Raw genomic sequence first — 17,340 nt, 5'->3', positions numbered from 1 at the left:
TTGATTATTATGAAAAAGAGTAATATTTTTAGTATCATATTTCCTACAGTCATAATGGTGCTAATGTTTTTAACTTTTGCTACAGATATATTTAATATTCCAGATATTCAATCTAAAAGTATTTTTGTTGTGGGAATGGTTTTGATTTTTCCAATTTCTTTTTTGATACAAGGGATAATTTGTGTATTAAATAAGACTAATTGGATTTTATCTCTTATTGTGTCTTTAGTAACTTATATAGTATTAATGTATATATTTTTAAATGATTCTGCATATATATATGTTTTACTTTATACAGCTTTTTATATGATTGGACATATAACAGCTAAACTCTATTACAAAATTAAGACTTTTAAAAATTAAATTGAAGTATATAAAAGTAACATTAAGAGAAGTATCCTTAATGATTTTCTAAAATCAGAAATAGGTGCTTCTCTTTTTTGTAAAAATAAAAGTATGTAAATAAAATTTAACCATTATAATTTTCTTTTAACAAGTGTATACAATAAACTTGTTGTATAATTAAGATAGATAAAATAAAGGGAGGGATAATATGAATTTAATAGATAATCATATTCATACTAATTTTTCAAGTGATGGAAAGGATTCCATGGAAGATACAATAAAAAAAGCTATAAGTATTGGTGTTAGATATTTGACTTTTACAGACCATTTAGAACATGATGAAGATAGAGGATTTTGCATAAATTATAATGACTATGTTCCAGTATTTAATAAGTTTAAAGAAAAATATAAAAAGGACATAGAGTTATTACTAGGTGTTGAAGTGGGTTACAGAAAACATCTAAAAAATGAAATAGAAGAAATAATAAATTCTAATCCTTTTGATTTTGTATTGTGCTCAACTCATACAATTGACAATGTACCTGTTCCATCAAAGGCGTATTTTAAAGGTCTTAGCAAAGAAGATGCGTATTATAAATATTTTAATAGCATACTTGAAACTAATCGTGAATTTGGAGATTACAATATATATGGTCATTTGGATTATATATCTAGGTATGGAATATATTCAGATAATAGAGTTATATACAATGACTTTAAAGATGTTATTGATGAGGTCTTAAAGTCAATAATCAATAATGGGAGTGGTATAGAGCTAAATACTTCTGGTTATAGATATGGACTAAATGCTATACATCCAAATGAAGATATTCTAAAAAGATATAAAGAACTTGGAGGATTTATAGTTACTGTAGGTTCTGATTCTCATAGGGTAGAAGATATATGCAAAGATTTTGATGTGGCCTATGATATGCTTAAGTATCTTGACTTTAAATATGTATCTTTATTTAAAGAAAGAGAAACTTATTTTGTAAATATAGAAAAAGTTAAATCTAACAATATAGCTTAGAGTGTGTTTTGAAGTAAATTAATGGATAGTTAAAAAGTTAATAGTTATAATATTGTATCCTCTAGAAAAATACTAGAGGTTTTTATTTTGCTAAAATAACTAAATAGAATTAAATTTAAATAGTATAGCTTATTTTAAATTGAATAGTTTATTGTTGATATATTTTACTATTATATATTTTTATTGTGATATAATAGTAAAATATATTAACCTATCTTTAGATTATATAAATTATTATAAAGGAGGGAAATTTTAAAATGTCTAATAAAAATAAAGAAAATATAACTTTAAGTAATCAAATCAAAGGAACAATTCAAAATAGTTTAACAAAAGAAGCTATATTACATATACCAATGAGCAATTATGCCTATGGTTATGATAGAGAAACACTACATATAAGACTTAGAACTAAAAAAAATGAAGCGAAAAGAGTAATTTTACGAATAGGAGACCAATATGTGTGGGATAAAGGAGGTGCAGGAGGAGGAAATTTAAATGCATCTGGAGTTGGTTGGTCTGGTGGAACAAATATAGTAATGAGTAAAGAAGTAGAAACTGAATTATTTGACTATTGGATAGCTAAGTGTAAGCCTTTAAATAAACGCTCACGATATGGCTTTATAATAGAAGGTCAAGAGGAAAAACTTTTATTTACAGAAAAAAGAATAATAGAGTTGGGAAATGAAAATGATGAAAAGGAATTATGTGAAATAGGTAATTTTTTTGGATATCCATATTTAAATTATATAGATATACCTAAAGTGCCAAATTGGGTGAAAGATACTGTTTGGTATCAGATATTTCCAGATAGATTTGCAAATGGTGACCCGTCTATAAACCCAGAAGGAGTAGATAAATGGGGAGCTATTCCAACCAGAGATAATTTTACAGGTGGAGATTTACAAGGTGTGATAGAACACTTAGATTATTTGAGTGATTTGGGAATAAACGGAATTTACTTTTGCCCTATTACAATTGGAAAAACCAATCATAGATATGATACGGTAGATTATATGGAGGTAGACCCTACATTAGGAGATAAAGAGACTTTAAAAAAACTAATAGAAGAAGCGCATAAGAGAAATATAAAAATAATGTTGGATGCTGTTTTTAATCATATAGGATATTATTCTAAACAGTGGCAAGATGTAGTTCAAAATAAGGAAAATTCTCGATATAAAAACTGGTTTTATATAAAAGATATGAGTAAAATTGATACTCCAATAGAACAAATAGATGAAAAAAATATACCTTATGAAACCTTTGGGTGTGAAAAATATATGCCTAAACTTAATACAGAAAATTCAGAAGTAATAAAATATTTATTGGATGTAGGCAAGTACTGGATACAGGAATTTGATATAGATGCGTGGAGATTAGATGTTTCAAATGAAGTAGACCATGTTTTTTGGAGAAAGTTTAGAGAAGAAGTCAAAAAAGTAAAACCAGACATTTATATATTGGGAGAAATTTGGCATGGTAGTTTACCATGGCTAATGGGTGACCAATTTGATTCAGTTATGAATTACTTGATGTCAGAAGCCATGAAAAAATTCTTTTGTACAGATGAGATAAACGCCGAAGAATTTAAGTATATGATAAATGATGTAATGGTAAGTTATCCAATACAAGTTAGTGAAGTTATTTTTAATTTACTTGGAAGTCACGATACTACAAGAATATTGACTTATGCTAATGGAAATATTGATAGATTTAAACTTGCATATATGTTTATGTTTGTACAAACAGGATGTCCTTGTATATACTATGGTGATGAAATCGGAATGGAAGGAGAATTAAGTTCAATATCTGAAGGTCAAAGAAAATGTATGGAATGGAATGAAGAAAAATGGAATAAGGATATATTTGATTTTATGAAGAAGATTATTAGACTTCGTAAAGAAAATAAAGAACTTAGGTCTATATCAAATGAATGGGTGTTAGCAGATAAGGAAAATGGAACGATTATATTGAAAAAAGAATCTATTTCTATAATAATAAATAATTCATCTAAAAATATAATTTTGACGTTACCAGATTATTTAGCAAATAAAAAAGTAAAAGATTTATATGAAGAAGAAATAGTTGATTTAAAAGAAGAACTAATGTTAGAGAAATACAAGTTCATTATTTTAAAATAATACAAAAAAGTATTTATTTTAGATTTCATGTTAAATTATTATACAGTTTAAATAAGTCTTTATAAACGATAAAAAAATATGGTCTACAAGTGAGTGAATTGAAAGTAGATTTTAAATTAAAGACTGAGTTAGAGTAGATAATTTTATAAATAATATCTTAAATACAAGATAGAAAATAAATTGATTATTAGTCTAAAAATTTCTTGTAGAAAGAGGAAATAAGAATGATTGAAGCATTTATATTTGATTTAGATGGTGTAATTACAGATACTGCATATTATCACTATATGGCTTGGAGAAAACTAGCCCATAAAGTTGGGATAGATATAGACACAAAATTTAATGAATCTTTAAAAGGCATAAGTAGAATGGAGTCATTGGACAGGATATTAGAATTTGGAAATAAGAAATATTCATTTTCAGAAGAAGAAAAAGTGAGAATGGCTGAAGAAAAAAATAATTACTATGTATCATTGATAGATGAGATAACTTCAAATGATATTTTGCCAGGTATAGAAAGCTTGTTAATTGATGTAAAATCTAATAATATAAAGATAGGTCTATCTTCTGCAAGTAAGAATGCAATAAATGTATTAAATCATTTGGGTATAAGTGACAAATTTGATTTTATAGCTGATGCAGGAAAATGTAAAAACAATAAACCACATCCAGAGATATTTCTTATGTCAGCGAAAGGGCTTAATGTAAATCCACAAAATTGCATAGGGATAGAGGATGCAAGTGCAGGTATAGACGCTATAAACTCAGCTAATATGTTTTCTGTTGGTGTTGGAAATTATGAAAACTTAAAAAAAGCAAATTTAGTTGTAGATTCAACAAATCAATTAAAGTTTGAATATATACAAGAAAAGTATAATGAGTATATAGTTAGGAGAATTATATGAAATGTTTATTTAGTAATGTAGATGAGTGGAAGATTATACAAGATAAGATTGAAATCAAAGAAAATAGATTAGCAGAGTCCATAATGAGTATAGGCAATGGATATATGGGTATGAGAGGAAACTATGAGGAAAATTATAGTGGAGATACACACAAGGGGTCTTATATAGCTGGAGTATGGTTTCCAGACAAAACTCGTGTTGGTTGGTGGAAAAATGGGTATCCAGAATACTTTGGTAAAATTCCTAATTCAGTCAACTATATAGGTGTAAGAATTTTCATAGATGATGTAGAATTAGATTTAGCAAAATGTAAAGTAGAAGATTTTTATAGAGAATTAGATATGAAAAATGGTATTTTAAATCGTAGGTTTATTGTAAATATAAATGATAAAAAATTTGAAGTTAGGGTTGCTAGGTTTTTAAGTATATCTGTTAAGGAACTTGCAGTAATTAAATACAGTATAAAATCATTAAATTCTAATACTAAAATAAAATTTGTACCATATTTAGATTCAAATATAAAAAATGAAGATTCAAACTATGATGAAAAGTTTTGGAATGGAATTTCTTCAAGTTCTTTAGAATATAAAGGTAGTATTCTTTCTCGAACAAAGGAGAATGCATTTAATACACCAGTATTCACTGTGGGTTCAATGATGTATATTAAGACAAATGGTGATGTAGAAGCTGTATCTCATGAGAGTGATTATAATTACTGTGAAAATTCGATAACAATGGATGTTTTAAAAAATGAGGTTGCAAGTATAGAAAAATATGTATCTATAACTTCAACTAGAGATTATAAGGAAAGTGAGCTATTAAGAAAATGTGAAGACATTTTAAATAGAGAACTATCTAAAAGTTATGATGATATATTAAATGAACATACAAAGTTGTGGAATAAAAGATGGGAAAGTGCAGATGTAAAAATAAATGGAGATAAAAGTAGCCAACAAGGTATAAGATATAATTTATTCCAACTATTTTCAACATATTATGGAGAAGATTCGCGATTAAATATAGGTCCAAAAGGATTTACTGGTGAAAAGTATGGAGGAGCTACTTATTGGGATACAGAAGCGTTTTGTGTTCCAGTATATCTAGGTGTAGCAGATAAGGAGGTAACTAGAAATCTTTTAGAATATAGGTACAATCAGTTAGAACAGGCAAAGGATAATGCAAAAAAACTAGGGCTTAAAGGTGCTTTATATCCAATGGTAACATTTGATGGAGTAGAATGTCATAATGAATGGGAGATAACATTTGAGGAAATCCACCGAAATGGAAGTATAGTATATGCAATATATAACTATACAAATTATACAGGTGACTATAAATATATAAAAGAAAAAGGAATAGATGTAATAATAGAAATAGCTAGATTTTGGGCAAGTAGAGTTCATTTGTCTACAAAAAAAGATTTGTATATGATACATGGAGTAACAGGTCCAAACGAGTATGAAAACAATATCAATAATAATTGGTATACTAATTATATAGCTAAATGGTGTTTAGATTATGCTGTAGAAAATATCTTACGATTAGAGAAAGAGTGTAATGAATGTATTGACAGAAATAATGTGACTAGGGAAGAAGTTGAGTTTTGGAAAATAATATCAAATAAAATGTATCTACCGTATGATGAGGAACTACAAATAATAATTCAAAATGATAATTTTTTAGATAAAGAATTTGTAGAAGTAAAGGATTTACCAAAAGAAAATTTTCCTCTTAATCAAAATTGGTCTTGGGATAAGATTCTTAGGTCGTGTTTTATAAAACAAGCAGATGTATTACAGGGAATTTACTATTTTGGAAATAGATTTACTAAAGAAGAAAAAAAGAGAAATTTTGACTTCTATGAAAAATATACTGTACATGAATCTTCTTTATCTTCTAGTATTTATTCTATTATTGCCTCAGAAATAGATAACCTAGAAAAGGCTTATGAATTATATTCAAGAACAGCTAGGCTTGATTTAGATAATTACAATAATGATACAAATGATGGACTGCACATAACTTCAATGTCTGGTTCATGGCTTTCCATTGTACATGGATTTGCAGGCATGAGAACATGGAATGAAACTCTATCTTTTGACCCTAAGTTGCCAAAAGAGTGGAAAAATTATTCTTTCAATATAAATTATAGAGATAATATTATTAATGTAGATGTATGTAGTGATTTAATTAAAATAGAAAATTTAAAAGGTAGACCAATAAAAATTATTGTATATGGGAAAAAATATATATTAGAAAAATGTATAAAAATTGATAAATAGATTTAATAATATTTTTATTATATAAATAGTTAAAATAAGCTATCTAATTATTTATTTATTTTAACTATTTTGTGTGATAGAAAACTATATATTATAACAATAGTAGTGCTTTTAATTAAATATATTTCATAAATCTTCATAAAATCTTCAAAATTTCGTAAAGAATATGTCACAAAAGTAAGGTATATTATATTCAGCAGATAGTATAAGGGAGGACAATATTTATGAAGAATAAAAAATTCATTGTTATAATACTGATAATATCAATTTTAATAGGTGTATTAGTGAAGGAATATTCATCTAGAGAGATAAAAAAGGATGATATAAATGTCAGTAAGTATATAAAATATGCTGATTTAGCAAGTAAAAATAATGCACAAGTTAACTGGAAGTATGTAGCTTCCATTGTTGCTGTGTTAAATAAAAATAACTTAAAAAACGTTAAGGATTCACAGATACAAGAAGTATCAGATTTATTTGTTAAGAATTTTTCTAAAAATAATAAAATAAATAAGTTAAGTGATATTTTGGATGAGTTAGAATTTAGTAATAGACAAAAAAGATTGGTTGATAATTATATAGACAATCTTAAGGATTATGGTATAAAACCAGAAAGATTGAAGTCTGATACAAAATATATGAAGTTTATTGATGAAATTAAAACAGAAGCAATACAAAATTATAAGGATTATAAAATACTTCCATCTATAACTATTGCACAAGCTATAATAGAATCTAGCTGGGGCAAGTCAACTTTGGCAAAACAATATAACAATCTATTTGGTATAAAGGCTGACGCTTATTGGAAAGGTAAGTCAGTGACTTTAGAAACGAAAGAACATTTAGATACAATTATAGATGATAAATTTAGAATATATGATGATAAAAATGAATCTATAAAAGACCATGCAAAATTTTTAGCCACAAATAAAAGGTATAAAAACAATGGTGTATTTGATGCAAAAACGTATATATATCAAGCTAAAGCATTAGAAAAGGCAGGTTATAGTACTGCGAAGGATGAAAATGGCAATAGTATATATGCAGCTCGTCTAATAGAATTAATTCAACAGTATAATCTTCAATTAATAGACAGTGAAATTCAAAGTGAAATGTAACTTTGATTAAATTTTTATTGATAAGGCTATGATTTTTAAAATCATAGCCTTATTTTGACATGTTTTTACTTTTAATTATTAAATCGATATCATTATCTTTCAAAATTTACTTTATACTGTAAATTAAATTATTTAAGTTAAAACTTGGAATTATTTATAAAAGGATTATTTACTTTATCTAAATTCTGCACTTAAAGAACATCTTTTCCCTTAAGACTGACCGTTAGTCTATAAAAATTATAATTACTTATAAAAAAGTGAATAGAGAGATATATATATAATTTTCAGAAAGACTTTTACTTGTAAATTGAAATTAATGAAGTAAAAAAGGATTCTTTCTTAAAAGTAAATAACAACTAGATAGTGAATAATAAAAAATGGTAATTTGAAATAATTTTTATGAATAGTATTAATATATAGATACAGGGAGATTGATGCGATTATGTATGAAAATAATAAGGTAATATACAACCTTGAAAGATGTGAAAAACTAGAAAAGACTCTTTATTTATCTCAATTTAATACATATAAAAATTTTAAATTAGCTTCTAAAAAAACTGTAATAAATTCATTAGAGACATATGTTTACAATATGAATATTAACAATATAAGTCTTGTTGATACTATAGAATGTATATCATTAGAAGATGAACAACTTACAGGAAAGAAGTTGATTTTAGTTGGTGATATAGATATTGATGCAATATTAGATTATGCAGGAAATAAAAGAAATAGAAATTCTAGTAAAAAAATACATTTAAATTAAAAATACCCTTTAGTACATTTATACAAATGCCTAGAAAGATAGAAAATAAAGATAAAATTAATTTAAAGTATCTTATACAAGATATTACTTCATCTATTTTAGATGATAATTTATTTATTAGTGTTACTGCAATTATAAGTTATGAAAATAGTTCCAAGATAGAGTAATCTTTAAATTATAGAAAGGTGGATGCAATGAGAATAACGAAAACTACTTTTAATGATGTATTTTCAAATGATGCAAATGGAAGTATTATAAAAGTAGAAAAATATGTTGATAAAAAATGTGCATCTGTATTTGAGATTTTGACCTACACTATTATTGTTACAAATACAAGTAGGTACAAAACTGGAAATATATTTTTCAAAGATTATATTTCTAAATATATAGAGTTTATAAATAATACTGTAAAAGTTAATGGCATTATAAAACGTGGATTAGACCCACAGAAAGGTTTTTACATAGGGAGAATAGATGCAAGTTGTAAAAAAATAATATCTTTTAAGAGTGTAGTTTTACCAAATTCTGCACATAGGATTATAAAGAATAGTGCTAATATATACTATTATTATAAGTGTAATCTAGATAAATTCCCAACAAGAATATCAATAGAAAGTAATAGAGTTTATACTAATGTAAATAAAATTGTATTCAAACAATTGAATATAAGTAATACTTTAAAAGCTCCTAAAAATCTAAGAGATATATTAAAAGTAAATGTAAATAGTAAAATATTTGATGTTAAACCTATGAAAAATCTTATAAACAAAGGTAGTAATTTGAAATTATGTAACTTGATAGTTTTTGGGTGTATAGAAGTTGAAATAGACTATAGTTGTAAAAATAGGAGTAATTTTAAAACAGTAAATAAGTCTAATGACATTAAAAAAGATAAGTATTATAAAAATGATATACAAAATAACAATGAAAATATAAACGATTGTAAAAAGCAAATAAGTTTTGGTGATAATAAGGTAAAAAAAATAACAAAAACTTTTGGATTTTCTTGTTTCATTTGTTCTCCAGTTGGAATTATTTATGAAGATATGAAAAATATAAATATAAAAATTGAACATACATCAATAAATGAATTAAATCCAGAAGAATTATTTGTAAATACATCACTTTTATTGTATTATTAAGTATTTTAAAGCTAAAACTTAAACTTATTAAAATAGCATTTGGTTAAAGGAAAATAGATATTGATATATTTATCATAGATATAAATGATTAATTAAACAATTATAAATAATAAGTATAGTATAATATTTAAAAAATATAGATTTATGATAAAATAAGACAAATATGTTAAAAAAATGATAATCACGGAGAACTTTTACCTTCTTCAATTAATATATTATTATTAGTAATAACTTTAAAATTATATTACTATTATATAAAAATTGGCTTAAAAGAAGGTGAAAAAAGTAAATGAAAATATGCATAACAGTAGGTCATAGTATACTAAAAGGTGGTAAAAGTACAGGTGTAAATGGTATAGTTGATGAATACAATTATAATAAAAAATTAGCTCCTATGTTAGCTGAGATGCTTATAAGTCAAGGTAATACAGTAGATGTAATAATTTGTCCAGAAAGGCACTTTATGTCAGAAAGAGAAGAATTTTTCTATAGAGTTCCAAAAGTAAACAGTGGTAAATACGATTTATTAGTAGAGCTACATTTAAATAAAGCTGATGGAACACAATGTGGTACAGAAGTGCTTTACTATGGCACTGAAGGATTAGAATATGCTAAAAGAGTATCTAATAGACTTGGAGAATTATTTGAAAATAGAGGAGCTAAAAAAAGAGAAAATTTATATATATTGAGAAATACAAATCCAGTTGCAATACAGATTGAAAGTTTTTTCTGTGATAATGTGAATGATTGTAACAAAGCAAATGAATCAGGTTATGATTATATAGCACGATTGATTACAGAAGGTATATTGAATAAAGATATAAATATGTGAGATTATGGTGATTTAGGTATTGATTAATACCTTTTAATATTAGATATAAATAAAAATACAATGTATTAGTATAATTTAAACTTTCAAAAGATAGATTAGTTTGATTATTGACAAGAGATACCTCCTTGAAAATATTGATTTATCAGTATATTTAAGGAGGTATTTAAATATAAAAATTTAATTAATTTGCTACTAAACTATAGGTTTATAGAGTATATATTTTTATCTTCAGTCTAATAAATAATATAAAAATAGTAGAACCTTGTATTATAATAATATAATGTAGAAAAATATATAGATAAGATAAATATAATAAGGTGGTAATATATGAAATATACATTTGAAAAATTTAAGTTAAATGAAAAGATACTTAAGTCATTGAAGAGTTTAGGATATAATATACCTTCTAGAGTACAAAGAGAAGTTATTCCAAAATTATTAAAAGGTCAAAACTTAGTAGTTAGGTCAAAAACAGGAAGTGGAAAGACAGCAAGTTTTGCAATACCTTTATGCGAGAATATAAATGTAGATTACAATAATATTCAAGCTCTTATAGTGGTTCCAACAAGAGAATTAGCCTTGCAAGTAAAAGATGAGATATCAGATATAGGGAGACTAAAGAAGGTGAGATGTAGTGCTATATTTGGCAAACAATCTATAAAAGACCAAATAGCTGAATTGAAACAAAGGGTTCATATTGTTGTAGCTACTCCAGGCAGAATACTTGATCATATAAATAGAGGTTCTATTAAGTTGGAAAATGTAAAGTATTTAGTAATAGATGAGGCAGATAAAATGTTTAATAAAGGTTTTGTTGAACAAATGGAAAAAATATTATTAAATTTACCTAAGGAGAAAATAGTAAGTCTTTTTTCAGCTACAATAGATGAAGAGATAAAATATATATGTGAAAAATATATGCTAGATTACAGTGTTATAAATATAGAAGAAAATGAGAGCGATACTAATCAAAAAACAAGACAAATAGATGACAAAATAATCAAGGCAAATGGAAGAGAGAAGTACATCCTTTTAAAAGAATTAATATACAGCGAAAATCCAAAGAGTGTGATAATATTTTGTAATACCAAAGAGAAAGTATCTAAATTATATAACAAGATGAGTAAAGAGGGTTTTTTAATAAGAGAGTTACATGCAGATTTATCACAAGAAAGAAGAATTTTTGTAATTAAGGATTTTAAAAACCAAAAATTTAATATATTAGTTAGTAGTGATGTAGCGTCCAGAGGAATACATATTGATGATATTTCTTTAGTAATAAATTATGATGTGCCACAAGATAAAGAAAACTATATACATAGAATAGGTAGAACTGGGAGAAAAGGAAATAGTGGAAAGGCAATTACTATAGTAACTGAAAAGGATGAAAAATATATAGAGAATATAGAAACGTATATAGGATATAAAATAAATGAATTAAAAGATATAGAAAAAAGTAGAATTACACATGGCAAAGTTTTGTTTGAAGAATATTCAAAAGGAATCCTAAAAAAAGTATCAAAGAGAAAAAAAGTTGATAAAAATTCTTACAAAAGTAAAGATATAAAACTAAATATAGAAAGTGAAGTTGTTAAATTATATTTAAATGCTGGTAAGAAGAAGAAAATAAGAGTTTTAGATATAGTTGGTGCATTTAGTAATATAAAAGGTATAACTAATGATGATATAGGTGTAATTGAAGTTCAAGATTTATGTTCATATGTAGATATATTAAATTATAAGGGAGATTTGATATTAAAAAAATATAAGGAGATACCTATAAAGAAAAAAATGGTTAAAGTGAAAAGAGATATACGATAATTTAGTCAATATTGATGAATTGCTTTGTTATCGAAATGAAGTTGCAAAAAACACAATAGAAGTTGTTAAGGATTTGAAAGCTGAAGATATGAAACGAAAGGTCTCTCCAATTGACTTAGAAAGGATTTTGGTGACTGGAGGAGTAATAAAGCATGAAGATTCTATTTGGTTGTTGGACTTTTGGGGGAATAAAGATATTGCTGGAATTTTGCTTATGCCTTCTACTCGTCATGTTATACTTCATTTGAATGATTGTTGTAAATGGAAGGAATATTTTCGTACAAAAAAGAAATTTTACAGAAGTTAAATTATAATAAATTAGACAAACAATAGATAAATTAGCAAGGAATGTTGATTTTATCTACATTCTAAGTTATACTATTTTTAAGTGGCTAATGGAATAGTCATTTTAAATATAAGTAATAAATATATACCTATAGGGATATTAAAGGGGGGAAATATATGGCATATTTTAACTATAACGACAAACAGTGCTACTATAATGAAATTGGGGATGGTACACCATTACTTTTTTTACATGGAAATACAGCCTCTTCCAAGATGTTTAATGATATAATCGATTTTTATAAAGATGAATATAAAGTAATATTAATTGATTTTGTAGGTCATGGAAAATCTCAAATGGTCGATAAATTTTCTGCTGACTTATGGTTTGATGAGGCTATGCAAGTGATATGTTTTTTAGAAGCAATGAACTATAAAAAAGTAAACATAATTGGTAGTAGTGGAGGCGCTCTTGTTGCATTAAATGTTGCACTTGAGAGACCTGATTTAGTGAATAAGGTAATTGCAGATAGTTTTGAAGGAGAAGTTCCTCTAGAGTCATTTGTACAAAATGTGAAAATAGAGCGTGAAGCATCTAAGCAAGATGATGGTGCAAAAGCTTTTTATATTTATAATCAAGGAGAAAACTGGGAAAAAGTTGTAGATAATGATACAGAAGCTATTTTTGAACATTATAAAACTATAGGAAAGTTTTTTCATAAGCCTCTAGAAACTATGCAACCAGAGGTGCTTTTAACAGGAAGTAGAGAAGATGAGTTTGTATCTCTAATATCTAGTGATTTTTTTGAAAATACTTTTTCATTACTTCTTGAAAAGATTAAAAATGGTAAAATGTATTTGTTTGATAAAGGTGGTCATCCTGCAATTTTATCGAATGGATTAGATTTTTCAAATGTAGCAAAGAAATTTTTAGAGGAATAATTTAACCAAAATTTACAATAATGAAAACTGTAAAATGGATTGCAAAACTTACAAAAGTGAGTGTACATATACTTCATTATTATGATGAAATAGTATTGTTAAAACAAAATATTCTAATAGTCAAGTTATTACATTTGTATATGCAATATGTATAGAAAGAGATATCATTAGATTGTAAAGTTGGGATTAAATAACAATATTAAATTTTATTTATTCAGATATTTTAGCTTAACTATATAAATGTTAGAACAAATTTATATAGTTAAGCTGTAGGATTAAATAATTTAGTTAAATAAGTTTATTATCTCCTCATCAGATAGACTTTTTAATACACCTTCATTAGAAAGTTCTCCATTTATAAATTGATTTATAAGCTCTTTTTTACTTTCTTGTAATTTTATTATTTTTTCTTCTATAGTCCCTTTAGCAATCAATTTTATAACTTGTACTGAATTTTTTTGACCAAATCTATGAGCTCTATCACTAGCTTGATTTTCTACTGATGGATTCCACCATGGGTCAAAGTGAATTACCATGTCAGCAGATGTAAGATTTAAACCAGTTCCGCCTGCTTTTAAAGATATTAAAAAAACTTTTTTATCCATACTATTATTGAACTCATCTACAAGTTCAAGTCTTTCTTTGGCATTAGTTTTACCATCTATATAATGGTATTTAATTTTATACTTATCAAGTTCCTTACTTATGTTCTTAAGCACAGAAGTAAATTGTGAAAACAATAATATTTTGTGGTTTTCGTTTATACTATCCCTAAGTATTTCTAAACATGTTTCAATTTTTGAACTTTTTTTATTGTAATCTTTTACTACTATACTTGGGTCTAAACAAAGTTGTCTTAGTTTAGTTAAATAAGAAAATATAACTATTTTATCTTTCTTTAGATTTTTATCTTTCATTTTATCTTGTATATCTTTTGAATATACACTATATATCTTTTTCTGCTCTTTATTCAATTCAACAAAAAAGTTTTTTTCAATCTTATCTGGAAGTTCTTTCATAACTTGTTTTTTACTTCTTCTAAGAATAAAAGGTTTTATCAATTTTTTCAGGTTTTTAACATTATCTTCTTTATTTATAAACAATTCCTGAAACTTTGCTTTACTATATAGATAGCCAGGCATTATAAAATCAAATATAGACCATAATTCTAGTAGATTATTTTCCATAGGTGTACCAGTGAGTGCAAATTTATTTTCTGCATTTATACTTTTTACAGACTCAGTTACTAAAGCTACTGGATTTTTTATATTTTGAGCTTCGTCTAATATACAATAATCAAACTTTATTTCACTATATTTGTCTAAATCATTTCTAAGAGTACCATATGTTGTAAGTATTACATCAAAATTTTCTAATTTCATAAAACATTTTTCTCTATCTCTTTTATTTCCATGTATCAATAAAACTTTTATATCTGGAGCAAACTTTTCAAATTCATTTTTCCAATTATAAATGAGTGATGTCGGTGTAACAATAAGACTTTTTTTATTAGATAATGATAATAAAAATGCAATAGTCTGTATTGTTTTACCAAGACCCATTTCATCAGCTAATATACCACCAAATTTATAATAATCTAAAACTTTAAACCAATTGAGGCCATTTATTTGATAGTCACGAAGGTTTGCATTTAAATTTGTGGGAATTTCTAAATTTATGCTATCAAAATTTCTAAATTTTTCACATATACTGTCTAGTTCTTTTTTACCATCTATAAACTTTAAATTTTTACTACGTATTACATCATTTATATATAGAGCTTTATTTTTATGAATTTTATTATTTTTTGATTTATCCATTATATCTAGATTTTCAACTAATTCAAAAAAATCTTTTGTTTCTCTTTCTGATAAATCTATAAAGTTTCCATCTTTAAGTTTATAAAAAGTACGTTTTTCTTGAAAAGCTTTCAAAATATCCTTGTACTCTTTTGGATTTATATCAGATATATTAAAATTAAATTCTAGGTAATTCTGGTTAGTCTGATTGATTGAAGCTTGAATTGATGAAGCGTTATATATTTTTTTCAATTTAAACTTCTCAGAATAATATATATCTCCAAATTCCTTTAGAGATTCTAATTGTAAATCTAAAAATGTAAATAGGTCATGGTCAGTTCCTTTAAACACATAATGATTATTTTCCTTTGTAAATTGTGAAGAAGTAAGTTTATTTTCAATAGTGGCTTCCTTTTGTATGTTGGGGAGCACAAATTTTTTATCTTCATCATCATATATATACTTTACATCACAACATATGTTGCCATCAATCATATCAAAGTAGAACTCAGATTTAAAATCTTTTGTTATATTATTTTTTATGTTATCATCTAAATGAACTTCTTGAGATATAGATTTTAATCTAGGAACTAGCAATCCTAAAACATCCTTAGAATCCTCTTTATCAAATTTTAACTCTTTAGTCTTTGATAATATTTGATATATTTTTGAATAATCATGAGCTTTTTTATGTGATAATAAATAGATATTGCCATCATATAAAAGTACATCATTTTTTTTAGTAAGTGGAACAGGTAGTGAATCTTTAGAATATAAGACTATTTTATCTTCTATATTTTTAAAATCAAACCTTACAGGTAGAGTATCATTTAATATCTTTGGATGATATTCCTCTTTAGAAAAAATAAGGGTAAAATCCTTGTACTTAATAGCATTTAAAAATTGTTTTAAAGAGCTTGCATTTATCTCCATAAATTTTTTTGAATGTGATGAAGAAAAGTTGTATGAAAGATTTGTCCCATATTCTTCTATAATATCTACTAACTTCTCATCTTCATCAGCAAAATAATGAGTGTTGGGGTTGTAAGTAAATTTCTTCCCAAAATCTAATTCATATCCATTAAGTTTTGAATATGCAAATTCAGTAATGTTTTTTAAAATGTACATTTTATCAATTCCTATTTTAAATTCAGCAATTGCTTTATTTGAATCCACATTTATCAATACATCTAAATTAACCCTTTCTCTTTTAGTATTGTCTAACAAAGAAAGTAATTGCTTGCTTAAATCTAAGCTGGTTTTAGAATTTGTATTAGAAAGCTTATCCTTATCTGCACCTAATATATCTATTAGAATAGGAGGAACATCTTTTTTATTTTTTATTTGTTTTAAGCTTTTTATCACAATAGCAACTATATGCTTACATATAAAAATACTTTTGCCCTTTGATTGACAGTCAGCGCAACTACAATCATTTTCAATTATCTTAAAGTGCTTTATATCTATAGTTATTGAATTAAAATAAAAGCTATAATTATCTTCAGAATTGACTCCACCACGAAATGTCAACAGGTTATTTTGTAGGTCATCAATATCTATGTCTATATAATCAACTAATTGATTAGTATAATATTTTACACCTCTTGACCATCTTGATGGTTCTGTATTTCTTCTTATTAGTTTATATATCATATCTATTTTCATATTATTCACCTTACCTCACTGTATATATTATAATCTAAATGCATTCAATTTACACTCTAAATTTAAGACTAAAATTAAGGCAGATATGAATAGCTTTTATCTATCACAATATATGTGTAAATAACAATTTACTATTAGATTTTTATTGAATTATCTTATAAACTATGAATGAAAAATAATTATATAAATAGATTATTAATAAATATAAAATCTTATTATTAAAAATATTCTTAGAAATTACACTATATAAAATATAAAGTATGATAT

Annotated in this window: 13 protein-coding genes; 12 read left to right on the top strand and 1 reads right to left on the bottom strand. The window is 25.3% G+C overall.

All coding sequences use genetic code 11. The annotated features are described in order from the left end of the window. Positions 1–9 precede the first annotated feature (9 nt). The 12 genes from CDIF1296T_RS11560 (at position 10) to CDIF1296T_RS11505 (ending at position 13,609) form a co-directional block, all read left to right on the top strand. Positions 10–363 (top strand): hypothetical protein, encoded by a 354-nt coding sequence (locus CDIF1296T_RS11560; protein ID WP_003433895.1) that lies wholly within the window; start codon positions 10–12, stop codon positions 361–363. Between the two features lie 190 nt (positions 364–553). Continuing rightward, positions 554–1,375: a histidinol-phosphatase HisJ family protein gene (locus CDIF1296T_RS11555; protein WP_009897350.1), complete on the top strand. Its 822-nt coding sequence runs from the start codon at positions 554–556 to the stop codon at positions 1,373–1,375. Positions 1,376–1,632: 257 nt separating this feature from the next. Beyond that, a complete protein-coding gene (locus tag CDIF1296T_RS11550; RefSeq protein WP_009897348.1) occupies positions 1,633–3,516 on the top strand; it encodes a glycoside hydrolase family 13 protein in 1,884 nt (627 codons plus the stop codon). Positions 3,517–3,740: 224 nt separating this feature from the next. Then, positions 3,741–4,421: a beta-phosphoglucomutase gene (gene pgmB / locus CDIF1296T_RS11545; RefSeq protein ID WP_003433900.1), complete on the top strand. Its 681-nt coding sequence runs from the start codon at positions 3,741–3,743 to the stop codon at positions 4,419–4,421. Further along, a complete protein-coding gene (locus tag CDIF1296T_RS11540) occupies positions 4,418–6,703 on the top strand; it encodes a glycoside hydrolase family 65 protein (protein ID WP_009897345.1) in 2,286 nt (761 codons plus the stop codon). The genes pgmB and CDIF1296T_RS11540 overlap by 4 nt, the downstream gene beginning before the upstream one ends. Before the next feature lie 224 nt (positions 6,704–6,927). Beyond that, positions 6,928–7,821 (top strand): glycoside hydrolase family 73 protein, encoded by an 894-nt coding sequence (locus tag CDIF1296T_RS11535; RefSeq protein WP_009897343.1) that lies wholly within the window; start codon positions 6,928–6,930, stop codon positions 7,819–7,821. Positions 7,822–8,263: 442 nt separating this feature from the next. Continuing rightward, on the top strand, positions 8,264–8,587 hold the full coding sequence (locus CDIF1296T_RS11530; RefSeq protein WP_009897341.1) for a hypothetical protein: 324 nt from the start codon (positions 8,264–8,266) through the stop codon (positions 8,585–8,587). Between the two features lie 194 nt (positions 8,588–8,781). Continuing rightward, on the top strand, positions 8,782–9,729 hold the full coding sequence (locus CDIF1296T_RS11525) for a hypothetical protein (RefSeq protein ID WP_009897339.1): 948 nt from the start codon (positions 8,782–8,784) through the stop codon (positions 9,727–9,729). Positions 9,730–10,018: 289 nt separating this feature from the next. Next, on the top strand, positions 10,019–10,561 hold the full coding sequence (locus tag CDIF1296T_RS11520; RefSeq protein WP_003433910.1) for an N-acetylmuramoyl-L-alanine amidase: 543 nt from the start codon (positions 10,019–10,021) through the stop codon (positions 10,559–10,561). Between the two features lie 327 nt (positions 10,562–10,888). Beyond that, the gene (locus tag CDIF1296T_RS11515) at positions 10,889–12,382 is read left to right on the top strand and encodes a DEAD/DEAH box helicase (protein WP_009897337.1); all 1,494 of its coding nucleotides are present in this window, start codon (positions 10,889–10,891) and stop codon (positions 12,380–12,382) included. A gap of 73 nt (positions 12,383–12,455) precedes the next feature. Then, positions 12,456–12,689: a hypothetical protein gene (locus CDIF1296T_RS11510; protein WP_009897335.1), complete on the top strand. Its 234-nt coding sequence runs from the start codon at positions 12,456–12,458 to the stop codon at positions 12,687–12,689. A 155-nt stretch (positions 12,690–12,844) separates the two neighbouring features. Further along, the gene (locus CDIF1296T_RS11505) at positions 12,845–13,609 is read left to right on the top strand and encodes an alpha/beta fold hydrolase (protein ID WP_009890358.1); all 765 of its coding nucleotides are present in this window, start codon (positions 12,845–12,847) and stop codon (positions 13,607–13,609) included. Positions 13,610–13,893: 284 nt separating this feature from the next. On the opposite strand, the gene CDIF1296T_RS11500 is transcribed toward CDIF1296T_RS11505, so the two are convergent. Continuing rightward, positions 13,894–17,073 carry a DEAD/DEAH box helicase gene (locus CDIF1296T_RS11500; RefSeq protein WP_009897332.1) on the bottom strand — a complete coding sequence of 1,060 codons (3,180 nt, stop codon included), beginning with the start codon at positions 17,071–17,073 and terminating at the stop codon, positions 13,894–13,896. Between the last annotated feature and the right edge of the window lie 267 nt (positions 17,074–17,340).

This window comes from Clostridioides difficile ATCC 9689 = DSM 1296 (assembly GCF_001077535.1).
Lineage (GTDB): Bacteria > Bacillota > Clostridia > Peptostreptococcales > Peptostreptococcaceae > Clostridioides > Clostridioides difficile.
This window is presented reverse-complemented; position numbering and strand designations above follow the sequence as displayed.

Bases quoted from the DNA above. Each gene is read 5' to 3' on its own strand.
- CDIF1296T_RS11535 (WP_009897343.1), top strand. From the start codon at position 6,928: ATGAAGAATAAAAAATTCATTGTTATAATACTGATAATATCAATTTTA.
- CDIF1296T_RS11520 (WP_003433910.1), top strand. From the start codon at position 10,019: ATGAAAATATGCATAACAGTAGGTCATAGTATACTAAAAGGTGGTAAA.
- CDIF1296T_RS11515 (WP_009897337.1), top strand. From the start codon at position 10,889: ATGAAATATACATTTGAAAAATTTAAGTTAAATGAAAAGATACTTAAG.
- CDIF1296T_RS11550 (WP_009897348.1), top strand. From the start codon at position 1,633: ATGTCTAATAAAAATAAAGAAAATATAACTTTAAGTAATCAAATCAAA.
- CDIF1296T_RS11540 (WP_009897345.1), top strand. From the start codon at position 4,418: ATGAAATGTTTATTTAGTAATGTAGATGAGTGGAAGATTATACAAGAT.
- CDIF1296T_RS11560 (WP_003433895.1), top strand. From the start codon at position 10: ATGAAAAAGAGTAATATTTTTAGTATCATATTTCCTACAGTCATAATG.
- pgmB (WP_003433900.1), top strand. From the start codon at position 3,741: ATGATTGAAGCATTTATATTTGATTTAGATGGTGTAATTACAGATACT.
- CDIF1296T_RS11500 (WP_009897332.1), bottom strand. From the start codon at position 17,073: ATGAAAATAGATATGATATATAAACTAATAAGAAGAAATACAGAACCA.
- CDIF1296T_RS11530 (WP_009897341.1), top strand. From the start codon at position 8,264: ATGTATGAAAATAATAAGGTAATATACAACCTTGAAAGATGTGAAAAA.
- CDIF1296T_RS11525 (WP_009897339.1), top strand. From the start codon at position 8,782: ATGAGAATAACGAAAACTACTTTTAATGATGTATTTTCAAATGATGCA.
- CDIF1296T_RS11555 (WP_009897350.1), top strand. From the start codon at position 554: ATGAATTTAATAGATAATCATATTCATACTAATTTTTCAAGTGATGGA.
- CDIF1296T_RS11505 (WP_009890358.1), top strand. From the start codon at position 12,845: ATGGCATATTTTAACTATAACGACAAACAGTGCTACTATAATGAAATT.